This window comes from Gordonia sp. 852002-10350_SCH5691597 (assembly GCF_001665715.1).
Taxonomy (GTDB): Bacteria; Actinomycetota; Actinomycetes; order Mycobacteriales; family Mycobacteriaceae; genus Gordonia; species Gordonia sputi.
Map to the genome: position 1 here is coordinate 14,954 of NZ_LZMO01000275.1, position 19,948 is coordinate 34,901.

Here is a 19,948-nt window from a genome sequence, read left to right on the forward strand (position 1 = left end):
GCCTAGCGCTCTGACGTCAGTCCTGTACGGAACCGACATCCGGGGCGGTCAAAACAATCTTGCTTGGCGCGTGGTGTCTGTCTTCCTCAGGCGTGCGTAGTCGAGGAGGTCAGTCACTGTGGCGTTCTTCTTGTGCCACTCGTCGACGATAGTCTCGCCTAGGAGCACGTAAGCCCAGACGCGGCCGTCTCGCTGTACCTCTGGCAGTTCGTTGATCTGCTCGCACCATGCCAGCGCGGCCTTCTGCTTGCGCTGCACGTTCTCGTCACTCAGCGCCGACTGCGCCTTAGTTTCAACGACATAGACGGTAGACGGTGTGCGGATAAGGAAGTCCGGTGAATACTGCGCGGGCATGCCGTCAGCCTTCAGGTACGGACGACGAAGGAATTCGTGGCGATACTCATGCACCTTGGCGAGCGCCTCGACACCAGAGTCCTTGTCGGCCCAGCGGATGAATCGCCGTTCAAGCCCGCCGCCGTGGGATGGGATCGCCAGTTTCGGGTAGATGCATTTGTTGACTTCCTCGGCCGTGCTGCCGCGAACCGGGATCCTGGTCACCTCGGAGAGTGAACGATGCTGCACCTCAGCTGAAGCGACGACCTGGCTCTCCTGCATCTCGACGAGCTTGGTGGCGAAGGTCCCGGCAATTCTGTGCGCGACGTCGTCGAGCAGAAGCACACGCCAGTTTTCCTCGGCCAGCGGGTCAAACTCCTGGTCGAAGAGGCGGCGTCGAATGTAGGTGTCGAGCCAGCCGGTCAGGAGTGGACGGTAGGCCTGCAGTATTGGGAACTTGGCATTTTCGTTGTACTTGCTCTGGCTCTTCGTCATCGTGCGGCCGAGCGCTTCGGTGATTCGCGTCGTCATACGGGACAGGTAGTCGTTGTAGCCGGTGGCAGTCAGCACACCACCATCAACCCGGTAGTCGCCGTACTGTGTGCCCGTCTGAGCGTCATGAGAGACGAATCTGTCACCCTTTCCGATGCTCTTCAGCAACAGTTCCAGCGGATACGGAGACGCCGACAGCGTCAGCGGATCAACGCTTGGCTGTCGCAGTACCTCGTCGGCATCTCGCAGGATGACCGGAATCTCAAAGTCGTACGCCTGGTAGCCCGGCCGCAGGTCGACATGCTCCAGATCGCCAGTCGCCCCGGTCGTGCCCGAATCCTCACCGGTCTCTACCATGAGCCCGCCGCTAAGCAGTTCATCGTAGAAGTCACTGAATGCTGGGTGCTCGACGATGAACAGCACGTCGAAGTAGTTGGTCGGCTCCAGCCCTTCGCTGATTCGTTTGCGCGTCTCCGCCTTGAGCTCATCGATCGACGGATCACCGCGCCACATCAGGCGAAGGCCACGTCCGATAGTCTGCTCCAGCAATATTGACGCCTGGGATGATCGCAGCGGCACGATTACTGCGATGTTGTTGACGTCGAAGCCTTCACGGAGCATAAGGACAGAGACGATCACCTTCGGCTGTTTGTGACGATCGACGTCAAACAGCTTCTCTCGAATCGGCTCCCAGTCTTTCGGGCCGAGTTCAGCCTTTCGGCCAGAGTCGACCCGAAGGATGTCATCGTCGGAGAGGCCGGTGCTTTGCAAGTAATCAACGACGTGCGGCGTCACGGTGGTGTCCTCGCAGACGACCAGCAACTTCGGATGCTTGTTCGGATCTGCTTCAGCGAACTGGTCTTCGAGGATCTGGAGCTTCTTCATGCCGGCCTGGAGCATGACCCGCTGACCGCTCGACAGTCCAGTGACCCGCTTCTGCTCGTCGCGCTCCGCCTTGAAGTCCAGCGGCAACGCCGCGATCTCCTTGCGCTTATCCAGAGCAAGTGACTTCACCAATCCTGCACGCATGGCGGACTTGAGATCGAAGTCAACCACAATATGTGGGAAGTAAGCCTTCCCTTTGGAGCGACCCGCCCCGACTTCGTTGTACGGGGTCGCGGAAAAGTCAATCTGGGTGAATCGTCGCCCCTTCGTCGAGGCGATCTCACTCAAGCTCTTCTGCCACTCAACGTCGGTGACCTCGTCCGCCTTGCGCACCTCATGGATGTGATGCGCTTCGTCGTTGAACACGACCAAGTCAGGCAGATCCTTCAACGCCTGAAGTGGGCCACCACGCAGGAATCGACGATCCAAGACATCGAGCGAATTCCCAGCGCTCGTTCCCGGGGTGAGCGGGAAAAAGCTCTCGACTGCTGCCTTGGGGTCGATCTCGGCACCGGGTGCTTCGATCTCACCGTCATCAAGAAAGTCAGGGTCCTCCTTGCCCGCAAGCAAGTGCCAGTTGGTAATCGCAATCATGCCCGAGCCAGTCACCTTGCGACCAATCTCGCTCTTGGTGACAACTGAGGACTGGAGAAAGGCAAAGACTTGGGTGCGATACGTGTCAGGGATGAACAGATCCTGCTGGCGGTAGATGTCACTCGTGGTGAAGTCGCGCTCACCGCCCTGCTCCTTGCCCTGAAACGAGTCGAGAAGCCGCTCGTACACAATTAGGCCGGGTGCTACGAGCAAGAAGTTGCTTGAGAAGCGCGGGTCCTGTGGATTGGCCAGGTTGTTCAAGTGCTGCCAGACCAGCAACGCATTGAGCACCCAAGTCTTGCCCGTGCCAGTCGCCATCTTCGCCGCATACTTCGGGTGGTCATGACGTTCGCGGACGACTTCGCCGAGCACGCCGCCCTCGAGCATTGGCTCGGCTGCGACCGCCTCGTACAGGTCACGTAGTCGGGTCGTCCCGAGCACCTCATGCGCGTAGATGACGTTCAGGATCGCGGCGCGCTGCCCGACGTGGAAGTTCAGTTCGCGCAGGTCGCAGTAGTCCTTTTGGAACCAGAAGCGCAACAGCTCGGCCGTAACTGGTGTCACCTGATCGAGCAGCTCCGAGCCGGTGCCGTCGACAATGCCGGCGACCAGTGGATCAACTACCGCCGCGAGCCCTTTGGCGAGGGGGAAGTCAGCGAAGCCACTCACGACCGAACCTCCACTCCCGAGATGACAACTTCGGACTCGAAGCCGAACACATCGACGGCGCGGACACAGACGGTACGCGGACGCTCAACGCGAGATATGTCGAGCTCGGCTGCCGTAACGACGCGCAACTCGTCGCCATCATTATCAGTGTTCCCGCGATAGTCCTGCCAGACGGAACGGAATACCTCGCCGTTGTAGTCAGGGTCGACGGCCCAGTACTCGATGAGCGCCAAGGGCTCGGTGTTCATGACGTCCTGAAGCTTGGCACGATTTGCCTGATCGAGGTTGATCGCCTCAGGTGAGAGCAGCACGTAGTTCTGAAGGTTAACCACCAGCGAGTCGTGCTCAGCATCCACAGCGCGCACCGCAGCATCCGCCTGGAGGTACTGGAGGCTGGAGAAGCGTACCTCGGAGGCGATTTTGTCCGCGCCCTTCTTCTTCAGCCTGTCGAGAAGATCCGGCGGGATCACAAGTACCTCAAGGTTCGGATCATTGAGGTCGGTTATGTCCTGGCCGATCCCTGCCGCAAAGTTCCAACCAAGTACAACTACCTTGTCGAAGCCCCCCATCTTGGCCTCTCGGTAGCCTTGCGCCCGTTTGAGAGTCGAGATCGTGGTGAGACGAGAGGGGCTGTCAGCGAACACCAGCGTTCGCGTACCGGGGAGCCGCCCCAAGCTTCCGTTCGCATTCTCCTCGTGCGCCAGCGGAAGGGCGCCAAAGAGGTCGAGCACGACCTTGGCCAGGTCACCGACGCGGAATGAACGTCCGAGGGTGGAACGAGCCTGCTCTACCTGATAGTCACCAATCGCCTGATACAGGAACGGCTTCCCTTCCTGGTCGATCAGCCGTTTACGGCTGATCATGATTCCTGGCTTGCCGATATCATTTGCGATCCAACGCCGCCCAAGCCTCTCCGCGACGGATGCGGTCGTTCCAGATCCAGCAAAGAAGTCGGCCACCAGACCGCCCGGCGGACAAGAGACAGCAATAACCCTCTCCAGCAAGGCCGACGGCTTCTGAGTCGCATATCCTAGCCACTCCTTGGAGTGATTGGGTGGCCTCGATATATCCCAAACATCCGGTGCAAGCTTGCCTTTGGCATTAAACATGTCTCGTCGCGACTCAGCAATAACAGCGGAGTATGGCACGCGTGCAGCATCTTCGTCGAAGTACGAGCTATCAGCATTCTTGCCGTAGTAGAAGATTGTGTCGTGCTTCCGGCCAAATCGACGCTTCGTTCCACCGCCACTGTTGTACCACCACACGATCTCGTTGATGAGGTTCTCGCGACCGAAAACCTCGTCCAGCGCAAGCTTGACGTAGTGACCAACATGCCAATCGATATGAACGTAGATAGCTCCGGTGTCGGTGAGGAGTTCTCTCATAAGCACCAGACGAGGGATGAGCATCGCCAAGTACGAGGCCGTTCCATCAGCCCATGTGTCGGAGTAGGCGAACTGCTCCAATACTGTTGGCCTCTGGTCGATTGTAGCCCCGGGCAGCGTTACCTTCGTACGGTAATCAGCCTTCGAGTCAAATGGTGGGTCGATGTAGATCAGGTCAATCTTTCCGCGCAGACTCGGGTTATCTTCGTCACCAGCGAGCAAAGCAGCGATCGCCAGCAGGTTGTCCCCATAGATCAAGCGATTGAGATCGGTAGATACTTCGCCGGTGTCGTTGCCTTGGAAGCTGAAGCCAGCGTGATCCTTCGACGGGATGACCAGCTCGCGCGTTTGCAGGCTGACGCGGTTGCGTCCCTCCAGTTGCTCCAGAATCTGTGCCGCTTGACGCTTACCCGCGGCGACGATGCCGGGCAGCTGCTCCAGTAGTGACTTGCTCATGCCAAGACGCCCTCTCGTGGCCGCTACTTCTTACTTCCAGACGTTAGTCCCGTTCTGAACTCCACGACATCCCCGTCGTGCATGACGTAGTCCTTGCCCTCCATCCGCACCTTGCCAGCGGCCTTGGCGGCCTGCATCGAGCCGGCGGCGTCGAGGTCGTCGAACGAGACGATCTCGGCCTTGATGAAGCCCTTTTCGAAGTCCGTGTGGATGACGCCTGCAGCCTTGGGTGCGGTGTCGCCCTGGTGAATTGTCCACGCGCGCGACTCTTTTGGCCCCGCGGTCAGATAGGTCTGCAGGCCAAGCGTGTGGAATCCGGCCCGCGCGAGGGAGCGCAGGCCCGGCTCGTCCTGCCCGATGGAGTCGAGCAGTTCCTGGGCGTCGGCCTCGTCGAGTTCGAGTAGCTCGCTCTCGACCTTGGCGTCGAGGAACACCGCGTCGGCAGGTGCGACAGCGGCCTTGAGTTCGGCCTTGCGGGCGTCGTCGGTGAGGATCGACTCATCGGCGTTGAACACATAGAGGAACGGCTTGGCAGTCATCAGGTGCAGTTCACGCACCGACGACAGATCAAATGAATCCTGCTGCGAGAACAGGGTTTTGCCGGAGTCGAGGATCTCCTGGGCCTTCTTCGCGGCGTCGAGCACCTCGGCCTGGTCCTTGTTCTTGCGGGCTTCCTTCTCCAGCCGCGGGATGGCCTTCTCGAGGGTCTGCATGTCGGCGAGGATCAGCTCGGTCTCGATGACCTCGATGTCGGCGAAGGGATCGACGCGGCCGTCGACGTGCACCACGTCGTCGTCGGCGAACACGCGCACGACCTGGCAGATGGCGTCGGCCTCGCGGATGTTGGCGAGGAACTGGTTGCCCATGCCCTCGCCCTCGGAGGCGCCCTTGACAATGCCCGCGATGTCGACGAACGACACGGTGGCGGGCAGGATGCGCTCGCTGCCGAAGATCTCGGCGAGGCGCTCGAGGCGCTTGTCGGGAAGCTCCACCACGCCGACGTTGGGCTCGATGGTGGCGAACGGATAGTTCGCCGCGAGGACGTCGTTGCGGGTCAGTGCATTGAAGAGGGTGGACTTGCCGACGTTGGGAAGTCCGACGATGCCGAGGGTGAGACTCACGGGTGTCCAGTCTACGGTGACGCGTCGGCGTCGTTTGCGTCGCCACCACCGGCGTCGGGTGGCTCCTTGTCGTCGGGCACTCCGACGTTCTCGGTCACCGGGGCGCCCTGCGGCGGCAGCGTCTCCCCCGCTCGCTCGGCTATTCGTTCGTTGAGGTAGCGCAGGACGACGGTGAATGTCGCAGCGGCAGGCACCGCGAGGAACGCTCCGGTGATGCCGAAGATCGAACCGCCGAGGGTGACCGCGAGCAGCACGATGACCGCGTGCAGGTTCATCGACTTGGCCTGCAACCACGGCTGCAGCACGTTCCCCTCGAGTTGCTGCACGGCGATGATGATCGCGAGAACAATGAGTGCAGTGGTCAGACCGTTCGACACGAGTGCGATCAACACCGCGAGCGCGCCCGCCACGAACGCACCGACGATGGGGATGAAGCCACCCATGAACGTGATCACCACAAGCACTCCGGCAAGCGGCACTTTCAGTATGAACAGACCGATGCCGATGAATGTCGCATCCACCAGGCTCACGATGGCCTGCGTGCGGATGAAGCCGCCGAGGGTGCCCCACATGCGACGCAGCACCTCACTGATGTGCGTTGCCGACGGGTGCCCGATGGTGCGGTCGATCCACGGGGTGAACTTGGGTCCGTCCTTCAAGAAGAAGAAGACCAGGACGATCATGGTGAACAGGGTGACGAGCACAGAGGTCGCCGTCCCGACCCCACTGAACACACCCGACGCGATGGTGGCCGAACTCGATTGGAGCTTGCCGACGATCGCGTGGACGGCGTTGTCGATCTGCTCGTCCCGAACGTTGAGCGGCGGGCCCTGCACCCACCGCTGCAGTCGCTGCACACCGTCGGTGGCGCGGTTGGCCAACTCGGGCGCCTGCGCGACCACCGACGGGACGATCAGAGCGATCACCGCAGCGACGACGCCGATCGCGACCAGCATCATCACCAAAGCCGCGGCGGCAGGCGGAACACCTTTTCGGCGCATCAATGCGACGGGTGGCCAGAGCACTGTGCAGATGATGATCGCGAGCAGCACCGGCAGGAGGACGACCCACAACTTGCCGACGACCCACAGCAATACCCAGACCGCAGCCACGACGAGCACAGCCTGCAGCGCGACGATCGCAGACTCGCGGAGGCCTTCCCGGATCACCGACATCCGGGTCGGGTGTTTCTTGTCGGCAGCCACTGCGGAGTCGGTGGCGGAAGTGGCGGGTGCGGTCTCGGCGGGTTCAGAGTCGGACGTGGCAGGGACGTTCTCGGACGAAGCGGTCACGCGATGATCCTCACATGAGCAACCGGGTCATGCGAAAAGCGATCGCTCGCATGACTCGGATCGTCGCTTCAGTGGCGCGCGAAAGTTCGCTTGAGCCAGCGCAGCATCGCGTTGATCGCCTCGATCTCGGCAAGCATGGGGGTCAAGATCTCCGGGGGGATCGGCGCGTCGTCGTCCGCGGCGCTACGTTGCGGAGTTGCCTTCACCGAAGCATCACCGGCAGGCTCGACGCGGCCGTCCGGTCCCACCCCGCGTGTCGACGACGTGTTGTCGAGGTGAGCGAGGTCGTCGACGCCTGCACTCGGTCCGGATAGCTGCTGCTCGGCGAGAATGCTGTCGACGGTCTCGGATCCGTACAGTCCGCGCAGAATGTCCAGACCCCACTCGGGATACTCCACGAGCGGGAGTTCACGGTTGCGACCTCGATGTCGAAAACCGCCAAAGTGTGTACTCATGCGTAACATGGTGCCACCCAGATGTAATCTACGTCACGTTTTTCCGGTTTCCCTCACGGCCTCAGCGATGGCCGATTTCCGCCAGAACAGTCCTGCGCGCCGTGTCAGAGTTGAATTATGACCACCCCGCCGATGGCCCCTGGCCTCGACTTCGATGCCTGCTACCGGGCGTTGTCGGCTCGAGATCGACGATTCGACGGCCAGTTCTTTGTCACCGTGCACACGACCGGCATCTACTGCCGCCCGTCATGTCCCGCCCGGACACCACTACCCGCCAACATCTCGTTCGTCCCGACCGCAGCCGCAGCCCAGACGCGTGGATTCCGCGCGTGCAGACGCTGCGCACCCGACGCCGTGCCGGCTCACCGAGGTGGAATGCCAACGCCGACCTCGGTGCGCGAGCGATGCGGCTCATCTCCGACGGCGTGGTGGAACGCAACGGCGTCGACGGACTCGCCGCGGCACTCGGCTACTCCCCTCGCCATCTCACTCGAGTGCTGACCGACGAACTCGGCGCAGGCCCCCTCGCGTTGGCCCGCGCGCACCGTGCGACCAGTGCACGCATACTCATCCAGCGCACGACGATGCCCATGTCCGACGTCGCATTCGCCGCGGGATTCTCCAGTGTGCGGCAATTCAACGACACGATCCGCGAGATCTTCGGCCTGACGCCGACGCGGCTCCGCGCGCTCCGCGGCAACAGCGCGGATGTGGGAACTCACGCCGATGACGGTGCGATCTCACTGCGCCTCCCCTACCGCGAACCCTTCGACGCCTCCTGGCCCGCGACGCTCTTGGGTGCACACGCCGTCGACTCGATGGAAGAGTTCACCGGCGATCCCGCGGGCGACTGGACGTTCTCGCGCGTCCTCACGCTCCCGCACGGGCATGCCCTTGCCCGGATCTCACTGGGATCGGGGCGTGAACGGCGCGGCGGTTACCTGCGAGTCGACCTCTCGCACCTCGACACCCGAGACCTCGGCGCGGCAGTGTCGCGCGTACGCCGCCTCCTCGACCTTGACGCCGACGCCGCTGCCGCAGAAGACGTCCTGCGGCGCGATCCACGCCTTGCACCCCTGATCGACGCAGGCCCCGGCATTCGGTTACCCGGATCGCCGGACCCGACGGAGGCTCTGATCCGCACGATGATGGGCCAGCAGATCAGCGTCCGCGCGGCACGCCATCACGTCGGGGCATTGGTCTCGGCTCTCGGGACGGACACCGGGTGGAGCGACGGTCCCGCACGGGCGTTCCCCACCGCGACGGCGATCGCCGACAACGGTGGGTCGGTGCTGCGGGGTCCGTGTACACGCGTCGACGCCATCGTCGCCGCGGCGTCGGCGATCGCCGAAAACTCGATGGAACTTCACCAGGGGGTCGCTGCGTCTGAGTTGCGTGCTCGTCTTCTGACTCTGCGCGGGGTCGGGGCCTGGACCGCCGACTACGTGACGATGGTCGTCACCGGCGACCCCGACACCCTGCTCCACCACGACCTCGTGGTGCGGCATGCCGCGAACGATCTCGGCGTCGACCTCACCGCCACTCAGGGATGGGCACCGTGGCGCTCCTACGCATCGATGCATCTGTGGCGCCATCGGCTCGGGCCGCAGCTCGGCACGGTCGCCTGACCGCCGAACCGGCGTGTCCGCGCACCGGACCGCACCGACACGCGCCAGGAGGCAACCATGACAACACTCGACGCCGTCCCCACCGAACCCACCGAGCCATCGACCGACCCCGATACCACCAACGCAGAGCCGTCAACGGTCGAGTCCGAGGCGGTTGAGTCCGAGGCGGTTGAGTCCGACGCGGCTGAATCGTCAGCGGCCCACGCGACCGTCGCGACGCCGACGGGCCCCTTCACCTTTGTTGTCGACGACGCAGGCGCGGTGCTGGCCTCGGGCTGGACCGACGACGCCGCGTCGCTCTTGCCGTCGATCCACCGGGCACTCCGACCGGCGTCGTCTCGGTGGTCTGAGGAACTCACGGAGGTGCGCGACGCGGTCGACGCCTACTACGCCGGCCAACTCGACGCGATCGACGCGGTGGCGGTCCGGCAACGTTCGGGCCCCTATGTGGAGAAGGTCTGGGAGTCGCTGCGCGCCGTCGCGCCGGGCAGTCCCACGACGTTCGTCCAGCTGGCCGAGGCGACCGGACACCCGACGGCGATTCGGGCGACCGCCACGGCCTGCGCGAGAAACGCGGCCACGCTGTTCGTTCCGTGCCACCGCGTCCTCCGCCAGGACGGCACGGTCGCGGGATTTCGCTACGGCAAGCCGCTCAAGCAGTGGCTGCTCACCTACGAGGACGGCGGTACCCCGACGTTCTGACCTCAATGGCCCCCTGAACTGCACTGACGGGAATTGTCGGTACCGGACGGCACCATCACTGTCATGTTGTCCGTCGCTATCGCTCTCTTCGTGGGTCTGTTGCTCGGTGCCGTGCTGGGTTGGCTGGCCAACGCATCACGCTCTGCCGCGGCGGTGTCGGCCGCACGTACGGAGGCCGACGCGCTGCGCAGCTCCCAGGAGCTCGCAGCGCGATCACTGTCGGCGGCAAGCGAAGACGCCGCACGCAGACAGTCGACTGCCATCGGCAGCCAGGTCAACCACATCGTCGAGCCACTGCGCGGGGTGCTGGGTCAGTTGTCGGAAGAACTGCGCAGGGTCGAGCACAACCGGATCAGCGCGTATTCGGGGCTCGCCGAGCAGGTACGCGGTATGCACACCGCCTCTCAGCAGCTGTCGAACGAGACCCGCGCGCTGGCCAACGCGCTGCACACACCGCATATCAGGGGCCGCTGGGGCGAGCTGCAGCTCGAACGGGTCGTAGAGCTGGCAGGCATGAGCGAGCATTGCGACTTCAGCACGCAGGTGTCGGCCGAGTCCGACATCGCCGGGCAGGTTCGACCGGACATGGTGATCCACCTGGCGGGCAACCGCGACATCGTCGTCGACGCGAAGGTTCCGCTGCACGCGTACCTGTCCGCCGCGGACTGCACCGATCCGGACAAGCAGGCAGCGCTCCTGGCCGACCACGCGCGCGCGGTCAGGGCACACGTGACGCAGTTGGCGGCGAAGTCGTACTGGACCGCGTTCGCCAATACTCCGGAAATGGTCGTGTTGTTCGTACCCGGAGACACCATCCTCGACGCCGCGGTGCGCGCTGATCCCGGACTCATCGAATACGGGTTCGCGCGGAACGTCGTGGTGACGACCCCGACCAGCCTCGTCGCATTACTGCGCACAGTCGCTCTCGGGTGGCGTCACGACGCCCTCGCCGCCGACGCCGCGACGATCCGGGAGCTCGGCGTCGAGCTCCACCACCGCCTCGGATCGGTCCTGAATCACCTCGACAAAACGGGCGCTTCACTGCGTCGGGCGGTCGAGTCGTTCAACTCGACGCTCGGCGCCGTCGACAGCCGCGTCGGAGTCACAGCCCGCAAACTCGCGTCGCTCGAATCGCTCGGGATCTCCTCCGAACCGGATCGACCCAGCCCCGTCGATGTCGGTGTGCGCCCCACTCCCGGAATGTCCCTATCAGAGTCCGACAACCCGGACCGAATACCCGACGAACCAGACGCGCGCGCAACATCGAGCACTGGTTAAGGGAAATCCGGGGATCACCCGGTACCGTCTAGGAGTGCCTTTCCCGCAGCGAAGCCGCTCCGCGGTGCCCGTCGACCAACAGTCGGTACTGCCCAATGTCAGGGGTATCCCCTGGTGGGGCGCCGTTCTGGTGGCCGCGGCCTTCACCGCTGTTGGTGCGATCATCGACGCCAATCACAGCGAGGCGCTGGGCTCGGTCTTCAACTTCTTCTACCTCGTCGGCTGCGTCGTCGCTGTTCTCGCTGTCCGCAGGCGGGCGTTGTTCACCGCCGTCGCACAGCCGCCGCTGATCGCGTTCGGTGTGGGTGTCATCACCCTGTACGGCCTCAACGCCGACGAAGCGTCGGGCCTCAAGAGCCTGATTTTCAAGGTCCTGCTTCCGATCGCCAACGACTTCCCGTGGATCCTGTTCACCTTCCTCGTCACGCTGGCACTCGGTGTAGGACGCTGGTACATCACGCGCGGCCAAACGCTGACCGATTCACCCGCACCGAAACGTCGATCACGCGGCGTGGGTACCGAGCACACGTTCAAAAATCCGCCGCCGAAGAATCCGACACCGAAGGATTCGACGTCGCGCACGTCTGAGGCTGCCCGCGCGCGAGCCGGGGACTCGAAGACCAAGCGTTCGCCGCAGAGTGGCGCAGCGAAGTCGGACCGAGGACAACAACCCGGTACCGCTCAGCGTCGGGCGAAGGCTGCTCGACCGGAGTCCGATGCGACGCCACGCACGCGTAAGGCGCCCGCACAGCCAACGTCGACCGATGACCCCCGTCCTCGACGCCGCGCCTCTGGCGAGCCGGGCGAACGCCCCAAGGGTGACCCGACCCGGGGCCAGCGAAACGAGGGCGAACGGAGCGCGGGGCGTGAACGCCCGGCGCGCGACGATCACCGCGAACGCCCCGCCCGCGAGCGTCCAGCGACCGACGACGTCGCGCGCCCCCGCCCGCCTCGTCCCGCACAACAGGATCCTCGTCCGCGGGCGACGGCCGGGCAGGTGCAGCGCACTGCTGCCGGCGAGCAACTCGACGGCCAGTCCGTCCGCGCCACTGCGGCCGCCGATCTCGATCGGTACGAGCCGGCAACACGCGCGGCGGGTTCTGCTGTCTACCAGACCACTCGCGCACGCAATCAGCGCTGAGCGTCAAAGAGTGCTGAGCGTCAAAGAGTTCCGTCGGCAAGCCAGTCGCCGAGTAGCCGGGCCGCGCCGTCGACCAGCGACGGCCAGTCCATCGCCTGCTCGTCGGCACCGTCGCTGACCACTTTGACCAATTGGCACCGCACGTCGAACGCGGCAGCGACGTATGTGACGGCACAGCCCTCCATATCCACGAGGTCTGCCTGCCGTGCCAGACTCGCGCGACGTACCGGGTCAGCGACGAAGGTGTCGCCCGAGGCGAGCACCGAGCCGTCGCCGTCGGGAACCACCCACCGATCGACGATCGGGTAACCCATGGCACGTAGTTCGGTCGCGCTGATGTCGTGCTCGACGACCACCGACGGCAGGAACAATCCAGCGTGGTGATCGTGCAGCGCTCCCGCTGTACCGATGTTGACGACGAGCCTCGTCGACGGCGCCGACGGGTCGGCCAAGGCGCGGGTCAAGGCGGCGGTCGCGCGCATCTTGCCGATTCCCGTGACGAGCAGTCGCGCACCGGACGGCACGTACCTCGCCTCGGCCTGGGTAGCCGAGACGATGAGGATCGAGGGATCGAAGTCGTGGTCAGTCGGTGTCGAATTCATCGGTACCCTTCCGCGAGCGCCAAGGTCGCGCGGGCCGCATCGCCAAGCGCCACACCGTATCCGGGTCCGTGTCGCACCGAATGCACCGCGAGCGGATGCATCTGGTGCAGCGGAATTCGTTGCCGCCATCCGTCGGTGAGTTGATGTGTCCGCTCATACGATTCGACGACGCTGTCGAGATGCGGGCAGCCGAACAGCGCGAGCATCGCGAGGTCGGTCTCGCGGTGCCCGCCATGCGCAGCGGGATCAATGAGGACCGCACCATCTGGCGTCCACACCACGTTTCCACCCCATAGGTCACCGTGCAGGCGCGCAGGCGAAGCACCGTCGTCGAACGTTCCGGCGGCGATGAGATCGCAGGCTTGTCGGGTCGACTCCGCGTCACGCTGCGTGACGTTGCCCGCGGCGATTCCCGCCTCGAGGAAAGGCAGCACGCGCGCCGAGGCGTAGAACTCACCCCAGCGGTCAAGCTCGACGGTGGGCAGGGGCAGCTTCCCGATGAATTGCCTGCCATCGTAACCATCTGGTGGAGAACCGAATTGGGCCGCGCCGGCGTCGTGCGTGCGGGCAAGCATGTGGCCGAGGTCCTCGGCCGCGGCGACGGTCGGGCGTGTGGTGGCCAGTCGTTCGAGTTCGATGTCGTTCGCGGACACCGAGATCACGCCGACTACCCGCGCTCCCCCTGTCGCCAGCCATCGCAACGACGCCGCTTCGGCCGCGAAGAAGTCTGGATCATCGCCCGCCGCAGCGGTTTTGATGAAGGGGTTACTCACCCGTAGTCCGCTGTCGTCCCCGAGTGCTCGCGTTCTCCGCTGACCGCGTCTCGAGTGTCGTACCTGCAACGCGCGCGAGGTGATCGAACTGGTTGTTGGCGATGCGCATGACGATCTCGTACGGCAGCGCGAACTTGCGCGCCCACCAGTACCCGAAACGGGTATCGAAGGAGGTGTAGACCATGAACTTGTTCTTCCGTACACCTGCGAGAATCTTGGCCGCAGCGGATTCCGGACTGACTGAGATGCGGTGAAAGTGACTGATGGCCTTGGCAACTCGCGGATCATCGCGGTCGACCCCGACAATGCTCACCGTGTTGACGAGCGGCGTGGCGACGGCACCCGGACACACCAACGAGACACCGATGCCGTGTCGGCGAAGGTCGAACCTCAACACCTCGGAGACACCGCGGATTCCGAATTTGCTCGCGCTGTAGGCGGCGTGCCACGGCAGCGCGAGTAGCCCCGCCGCCGACGAGACGTTCACCAGGTGCCCACCCTCACCTCGTCGAACCATCTGTGGCACAAAGGATTCGATGATGTGAATCGGACCCATGAGGTTGACGTCGACCATCGACCGCCAGTGCTTGTGCTGCAGATTCTCGACGGTTCCCCACACGGAGATACCAGCGATGTTCATCACCACGTCCATCACGCCGACCTCGGCGTCGACCTGGCGCGCGAACGCCGACACCCAGTCGTAGTCGGAAACGTCGCCCGCGAGGTGGAAGAGCACGACACCACCGGAAGCGGTTATCTCGGCGACCACCTCGTCGAGTGTCTCGGCGTGCAGATCGGTCAACACCAGCTCGGCGCCCTGCGCCGCCGCCGCCGCTGCCGTTGCCCGGCCGATTCCGCTCGCCGCACCGGTGATCAGCACCTTGCGACCGCGCAACGACGGCACCGGCGTCTTCATGACGAGATCATGGATACCCATGGTTTCCAACAGTAGCGGCAGGTTCACCGGACGCGAGTGCGGACCGGCCGATCAGTGAACGCCTGTACCCACACTCACCCGATGGGTAGTTTGCCGTCGAACAACCCGTAAATCACGTCGAGCATCGCGTTGAGCACCTGCGCCGACACGTCAGGCCCTTCGGACAGCAACAGCTGGGTGATCTCTTTCGGGTCACCGGACTTCAGCAACTGTTGAACGAACGGAATCACCAGCGACAGACCGCCATCGGAGCTCGGAGCGCTCGACTGCGGGGTCGCCGGCGGCTTGTTGAGAGTGTCAACCGAAGGCGAAGCAGCGCCCGGGTGCGCATAGTTGAGGATTCCGTTGGTGATCGCCATCGCGTACTTCAACTGTCCGTCGTGACCCGCCAGTGCTGCCGCTTCGCTCGGGTTCGACAAGTTGCCCATCTCGATGAACACCGCAGGCACCGTCGTGAGATTCACCGCGGCGATGTCAGACCTCGTCTGGATGCCATTGTTGACGCCCGCGTAGTTCGCAGGCGGGAAGCCCGCCTTCACGAACGCGTCGCGCATGATGTCCGACGCCTTGCGCCCCTGCCCACCCTGCACCGCGTTCGCCTTGGCGTCGGGAAGCGGAAGCGCGGGCACGATCATGTGAAAGCCCTTTTTCGCAGCGTCAGCGCCCGCAGTCGTCGAATCGGCGTGCAGGCTGACAGCGACCGCCGCCCCTGACCGGCTCGCGGCGGCCGCGCGTTCGTCGACGCATCCGCCCCACCCTGTGTCGTCGGGCCTGCTCAGCACGACTCGTGCACCCTGGCTTTCCAGACCGGCTTTCACCAGTTGCGAGATCTGCCAGTTCACGGTGTGCTCGGCGGCCCCGTTGACTCCGGTGGCGCCGGTGGTCTGGCAGTCCTTCTTGCCGCCGCGGCCGTCGGGCACCTGCGCCGACAGGCTGTGGCCGGCAGAGCCGCCCTGATGTCCTGGATCGAGAAAAACCGTCTTACCTGCAAGGGAGTTGCCGGTCGCCGACGGTGCGGCGGGTGCAGCCATCGCGGTACCCGCCCCCGTCGTGACGGTGACGGATGCGGTGGCCGCAAACGCGAGCGCGGCGGCAACAGCAGACACACGGGTCCGCAGGTGTCGTTTCTGGGTCATCACGGTTTCGGGCACGCTCGGCTTCTGCCGGGCGAACCCCACTCCTTCCAAGACGCAACACTGGTCACAACAGTCACAGCTTTAACAGCTAAGCAGCCGACTGCGCAATGTGGAAATCGGTGACCTGGGACGATGAGATTCGTTAGGCAGCTGTGATGTCACTCCAATCGGCGGGACGCGCTCACCGATCAGTGGGATGCGGTCAGTGCGTGTCCGGCAGGTGACGAGTGATGTGCAGAATGCCGTACTCGTCGTCGGCCGTTTCGGCTGTCGCCAGCACGCCCGCGAGAGCCTCCCGCGCGTCGGTGCGATCCATGCCCGATCCGATCGCGACGATCCTGGTTCTTGGCTCCTCCCCCGACCAGCCGTCGCGCGTGATGCGAACAAAACCGCCGACACCGTGGACGACGTAGCGCTCGGGATACCCCGGCAGATCGAACCGGACCACACCCTTGATGCGATAGCACCCGGTGGGCGGCTCACGAAGCAATGCTGCGAGACGTCGCGGATCGACGGCGTCGGCGGTGTCGAGTTCGACGGACTGGTAGGTGTCGTGCAAGTGCGCGTGCACCCCGTGCCCTGCAGGCTCCCCGTGAGCTTCTGCGTGCTCGGGGTGTTCGGCGTCGGGGATCAGCAGTTCGTCGAGTGTGAGCTGACGCGGCGTCGTGACGTCTTCGACAGCGCGCGCGAGCCGATCGAACAGCAACGCCGGATCGACCCGCCCTTCGGCCACGGCGACGACGGGCGCGGACGGATTCACCTCGCGGACCGTGGCGACCAGCTCCGAGAGCGCCGCAGCGTCGACGAGGTCACGCTTGTTCACGACGACGAGATCAGCGATCGCGATGTGCGAGTCGACGTCGGGGTGCCGCACGCGTAGTTCGGCAAAACCCGCGGCGTCGATCACGTATACGAGTCCGCCGTAGCGCATCGTCGGGTCGTCGAGTCCCGCGACGAGGCGGACGAGCGTCTTCGGTTCGGCGATGCCACTCGCTTCGATCACGATCGCGTCGAGTCCGGCTTCCGGTCGGGCAAGCGCCACCAGCGCGGCGTCGAGTCCGTCGCGGTCGACCGAGCAGCACATGCAGCCGTTGGACAGCGTGACCGCTCCGTCGGCCTGACCGGCCACGAGCAGTGCGTCGATGTTGATGGCCCCGAAGTCGTTGACGAGGACGCCGAGCCGCGCCCTGTCCGCGACTCCCCCATCCACAGCTCCCCCATCAGCGGCCTGTCCGGCTCCGCCTGCGCGGAGGAGGTGATTGAGCACGGTCGTCTTACCCGCACCGAGAAAGCCCGCGAGAACGACTACGGGCACCGGCTCCGGGGTCATGCGGGCGAGTCGGCAAGTCCGTCGAAGCAGTCGGTGCAGATCACCGCCAGCTCGCGTCCCAGCCGATCTGGATAGTTGTCGACGTTGCTCGTCGGTCGACCGCACTCGCTGCACCTGCCGACCACGGCGGCGTCGTCGGAGAAGTCGACGGTCATCCGCTTGTCGAAGACGTACAGCGAGCCCTCCCAGAGGCCGCGGTCGCCATACTGCTCGCCGTAGCGGACGATGCCGCCGTCGAGTTGATAGACCTCCGAGAAGCCGCGCTTACGCATGAGCATCGAGAGCACCTCGCAACGCACACCGCCCGTGCAGTAGGTGACGACCGGGCGATCCTTGAGGTGGTCGAATGCGCCGCTGTCGAGGAGCGGTACGAAGTCACGCGTGGTCTCGACATCGGGTACGACCGCGCCGGCGAAACGCCCGATCTGCGCCTCGATCTGATTGCGCCCGTCGAAGAAGACGACGTCGTCGCCGCGTTCGGCAACGAGGCGGTGGACGCCCTCCGGATCGAGTCGTTCGCCACCTCCGACGACGCCATTCGCGTCGACATCGAGTTCATCGGGCGCACCGAATGTGACGATTTCCGGGCGGACCCGAACGACCAACTTAGGGAAGTCGTCTCCGACACCTTCCGACCATTTGATGTCGACATCTCGGAATGCAGGGTATTCACGCAGTCTTCTGACGTAGCGTTTGACGCTGCCCAGTTCGCCGCCGACTGTCGCATTGATACCGTGCGGGGACACAATGATCCTTCCGCGAAGATTGAGCGATTCGCACACGGCTACTTGCCACAGGCGTATCGCTTCGGGATCCGGAAGCGGCGTGAAGACATAGAACAACACGATCTTGGGGGTCGACACAGTGCAAGGGTACGGTCGGCGCCGCGCGCGTTTTCTGGCGGTTCCCGCATTCGCTGCGGCTGCGGTGCTCGGTGTTGCGATCACCTCGTGCGGGTTGAACACCAGCACCACACCCTCGTCGATCGTGCTACCTCCAACCGACAACTTGTCGACCGAATCGGATTATCCGAGCTCCTCGACGACGATCGCCACGCAAAGCCGTACGGCAACGTTTCTGCCGAGCGGGACAATCGGCCGCGCTATAGCCACCGCACCACGCGCCGACAATTCGCGATATCACCAGGGTTCGACGGCCCCACGTGGCCCTGTCATCGAGACGTCGGGGTTTCACTTCACCACCCCGGACAGAGCTGTGAGTTGCTCCACAGAGATCAACGTCGACGCTTCCCGTCGCGCTCTGACCTGCCGAGCGAATGACGGCCAGTCGTCTGCGCCACGCCCGGCACGTACGCCGCGTTCCTGTGCATGGGCTGAGGATTTGGTTGTGCTGACGGCCGAACGTGCGCAACAAGGCGGTTGCGACAATGAGCATCCGGTTTTGTATCGCAGCGCAATCGTCGACTACGGAACAACCATTTCAGTCGGCAGATTCTCGTGCTTGATCGACACCCCTGGAATCTTCTGCCTGCAATCTGACTCGCAATCCGGATTCTCGCTCAGCACAAAGGGTTTCGCCCCACTCAATGCCGCCGACAAGGCTCCTGGGTCTCTTTCGAACCCGACTGGAATCGATTCCGATACAGCCACGACAACCGGACCCGACCAGCCTCGCGACGACACACCCACATCTCCGACCAATTGAAGAAGGCATTGCTTGATCAGCAATGCTCAGTAGTGACGCGAACCGCATTTCAATGCTTAAACCTCCCCGACCACTCATGTGCACGCCGTCACCACGATTACAGATGCCGAATATTCGAAGAAACGGTGTATAAAGAATGTATATACCGTCCAAGTTCGATGAGTGTCGATGCAGGCGTCGACGAGGGTAGGCCCTGAGCGCACTCACAAGAACAGCAGTACATCGCAGCGACAAGCTCTCCGCTGCGTCCACAAGTCCACAGCACAACCCGGAGGGGAAAATGGCAAAGAAGGAAATCGTCCAGGTCATCGACGACGTCGACGGGAGAGTACTCGACGAGTACGAAACCGTCCGCTGGAGTCTCGACGGCAAGAGCTACGAGTTCGACACTTCGTCGAAGCACGCCCAGCAGTTCCGCGACGGACTCGCGAAATACATTTCGGTTTCTCGCGCAAGCGGTTCACGCAGCCCCAAGCGTGTGGCGCACAACGCAGGTGGCGCCCGAAGTAAAGAGCAGACGCAGGCAATCCGCGCGTGGGCAACAAAGAACGGCTTTGAGGTCAGCGACCGCGGTCGCATCCCGTTGAATGTGCTCGAGGCATTCGAAGCAGCACACTGACGTCGCGCGGCGCGTCGTATCAACTGTCGCGCCGCATTGATGGACACGTACAAGTAGGGCGTCTATACGGCCAATGGCTGCGTAGACGCCCTACTTGTCGGGTCGGGGTGGCGATCGGCGTGTGTTTCGCTTCGACGGCGTGAGCTGGGTGACCTACTCATCTGACAGCTGGGGCGCGACGTAAGCGGCGCGTATCGGGAGCGCCACGGCCACACTGCAATGCGTGTCGAGTTCGACGGGTGACGACCGAATTTGGTTCCGGATACGCGCATGGTGTAGTTTCGCCTTTGCGCTTGGGACGGATTTCACCGGGCGCGCATTCACGAATACGGGGCTATGGCGCAGCTGGTAGCGCACCACACTGGCAGTGTGGGGGTCAGGGGTTCGAGTCCCCTTAGCTCCACCGCAAAACCGCAGGTCAACGCAGTGCCGGGACCGCGACACAGCAACAAGCA

At 63.8% G+C, this 19,948-nt stretch carries 15 protein-coding genes, 1 tRNA gene and 1 pseudogene; 6 read left to right on the forward strand and 11 right to left on the reverse strand.

The annotated features are described in order from the left end of the window. Nucleotides 1-48: 48 nt before the first annotated feature. From A5777_RS21095 to A5777_RS21115, 5 genes are all read right to left on the reverse strand, one after another. Complete coding sequence (locus A5777_RS21095; RefSeq protein WP_064864323.1) at nt 49-2,973, reverse strand: DEAD/DEAH box helicase family protein; 2,925 nt, start codon at nt 2,971-2,973, stop codon at nt 49-51. After that, nucleotides 2,970-4,814: a DNA methyltransferase gene (locus A5777_RS21100; protein ID WP_064864325.1), complete on the reverse strand. Its 1,845-nt coding sequence runs from the start codon at nt 4,812-4,814 to the stop codon at nt 2,970-2,972. Before A5777_RS21100 ends, A5777_RS21095 begins: the two co-directional genes overlap by 4 nt. A gap of 23 nt (nt 4,815-4,837) precedes the next feature. Continuing rightward, nucleotides 4,838-5,935 carry a redox-regulated ATPase YchF gene (gene ychF, locus A5777_RS21105; RefSeq protein ID WP_064864327.1) on the reverse strand — a complete coding sequence of 366 codons (1,098 nt, stop codon included), beginning with the start codon at nt 5,933-5,935 and terminating at the stop codon, nt 4,838-4,840. Between the two features lie 11 nt (nt 5,936-5,946). Then, complete coding sequence (locus A5777_RS21110) at nt 5,947-7,227, reverse strand: AI-2E family transporter (RefSeq protein ID WP_064864329.1); 1,281 nt, start codon at nt 7,225-7,227, stop codon at nt 5,947-5,949. Nucleotides 7,228-7,295: 68 nt separating this feature from the next. After that, nucleotides 7,296-7,682 carry a hypothetical protein gene (locus A5777_RS21115; RefSeq protein WP_231894603.1) on the reverse strand — a complete coding sequence of 129 codons (387 nt, stop codon included), beginning with the start codon at nt 7,680-7,682 and terminating at the stop codon, nt 7,296-7,298. Nucleotides 7,683-7,799: 117 nt separating this feature from the next. Between A5777_RS21115 and A5777_RS21120 the strand changes: the two are divergent. The 4 genes and pseudogenes from A5777_RS21120 to A5777_RS21135 all read left to right on the forward strand — a co-directional run bounded on the left by A5777_RS21120 (nt 7,800) and on the right by A5777_RS21135 (nt 12,431). Continuing rightward, nucleotides 7,800-9,310, forward strand: a pseudogene (locus tag A5777_RS21120) (Ada metal-binding domain-containing protein). A 57-nt stretch (nt 9,311-9,367) separates the two neighbouring features. Next, nucleotides 9,368-10,012 (forward strand): methylated-DNA--[protein]-cysteine S-methyltransferase, encoded by a 645-nt coding sequence (locus A5777_RS21125; protein ID WP_064864331.1) that lies wholly within the window; start codon nt 9,368-9,370, stop codon nt 10,010-10,012. 63 nt (nt 10,013-10,075) lie between these two features. Further along, nucleotides 10,076-11,290 carry a DNA recombination protein RmuC gene (locus A5777_RS21130; protein WP_064864333.1) on the forward strand — a complete coding sequence of 405 codons (1,215 nt, stop codon included), beginning with the start codon at nt 10,076-10,078 and terminating at the stop codon, nt 11,288-11,290. Nucleotides 11,291-11,324: 34 nt separating this feature from the next. After that, nucleotides 11,325-12,431: a DUF6542 domain-containing protein gene (locus A5777_RS21135; protein WP_442903064.1), complete on the forward strand. Its 1,107-nt coding sequence runs from the start codon at nt 11,325-11,327 to the stop codon at nt 12,429-12,431. A 20-nt stretch (nt 12,432-12,451) separates the two neighbouring features. Here the strand turns inward: A5777_RS21135 and A5777_RS21140 are convergent, their stop codons facing one another. From A5777_RS21140 to trhO, 6 genes are all read right to left on the reverse strand, one after another. Continuing rightward, nucleotides 12,452-13,033 (reverse strand): nucleosidase, encoded by a 582-nt coding sequence (locus A5777_RS21140; RefSeq protein WP_064864338.1) that lies wholly within the window; start codon nt 13,031-13,033, stop codon nt 12,452-12,454. Further along, a complete protein-coding gene (locus A5777_RS21145) occupies nt 13,030-13,806 on the reverse strand; it encodes a fructosamine kinase family protein (protein ID WP_064864340.1) in 777 nt (258 codons plus the stop codon). The genes A5777_RS21140 and A5777_RS21145 overlap by 4 nt, the downstream gene beginning before the upstream one ends. Beyond that, entirely contained in the window at nt 13,799-14,743 is a 945-nt protein-coding gene (locus tag A5777_RS21150; protein ID WP_064864359.1) for an SDR family oxidoreductase, read from the reverse strand. The genes A5777_RS21145 and A5777_RS21150 overlap by 8 nt, the downstream gene beginning before the upstream one ends. Before the next feature lie 74 nt (nt 14,744-14,817). Continuing rightward, nucleotides 14,818-15,879: an N-acetylmuramoyl-L-alanine amidase gene (locus tag A5777_RS21155; protein ID WP_064864362.1), complete on the reverse strand. Its 1,062-nt coding sequence runs from the start codon at nt 15,877-15,879 to the stop codon at nt 14,818-14,820. Between the two features lie 202 nt (nt 15,880-16,081). Beyond that, nucleotides 16,082-17,209: a CobW family GTP-binding protein gene (locus A5777_RS21160; protein ID WP_064864343.1), complete on the reverse strand. Its 1,128-nt coding sequence runs from the start codon at nt 17,207-17,209 to the stop codon at nt 16,082-16,084. Further along, a complete protein-coding gene (gene trhO, locus A5777_RS21165; protein ID WP_064864345.1) occupies nt 17,206-18,072 on the reverse strand; it encodes an oxygen-dependent tRNA uridine(34) hydroxylase TrhO in 867 nt (288 codons plus the stop codon). The genes A5777_RS21160 and trhO overlap by 4 nt, the downstream gene beginning before the upstream one ends. A 1,082-nt stretch (nt 18,073-19,154) precedes the next feature. On the opposite strand from trhO, the gene A5777_RS21175 reads away from it, so the two are divergent. After that, the gene (locus A5777_RS21175; RefSeq protein WP_005207697.1) at nt 19,155-19,493 is read left to right on the forward strand and encodes a histone-like nucleoid-structuring protein Lsr2; all 339 of its coding nucleotides are present in this window, start codon (nt 19,155-19,157) and stop codon (nt 19,491-19,493) included. 330 nt (nt 19,494-19,823) lie between these two features. After that, nucleotides 19,824-19,896, forward strand: a tRNA-Ala gene (locus tag A5777_RS21180). Nucleotides 19,897-19,948: the final 52 nt, after the last annotated feature.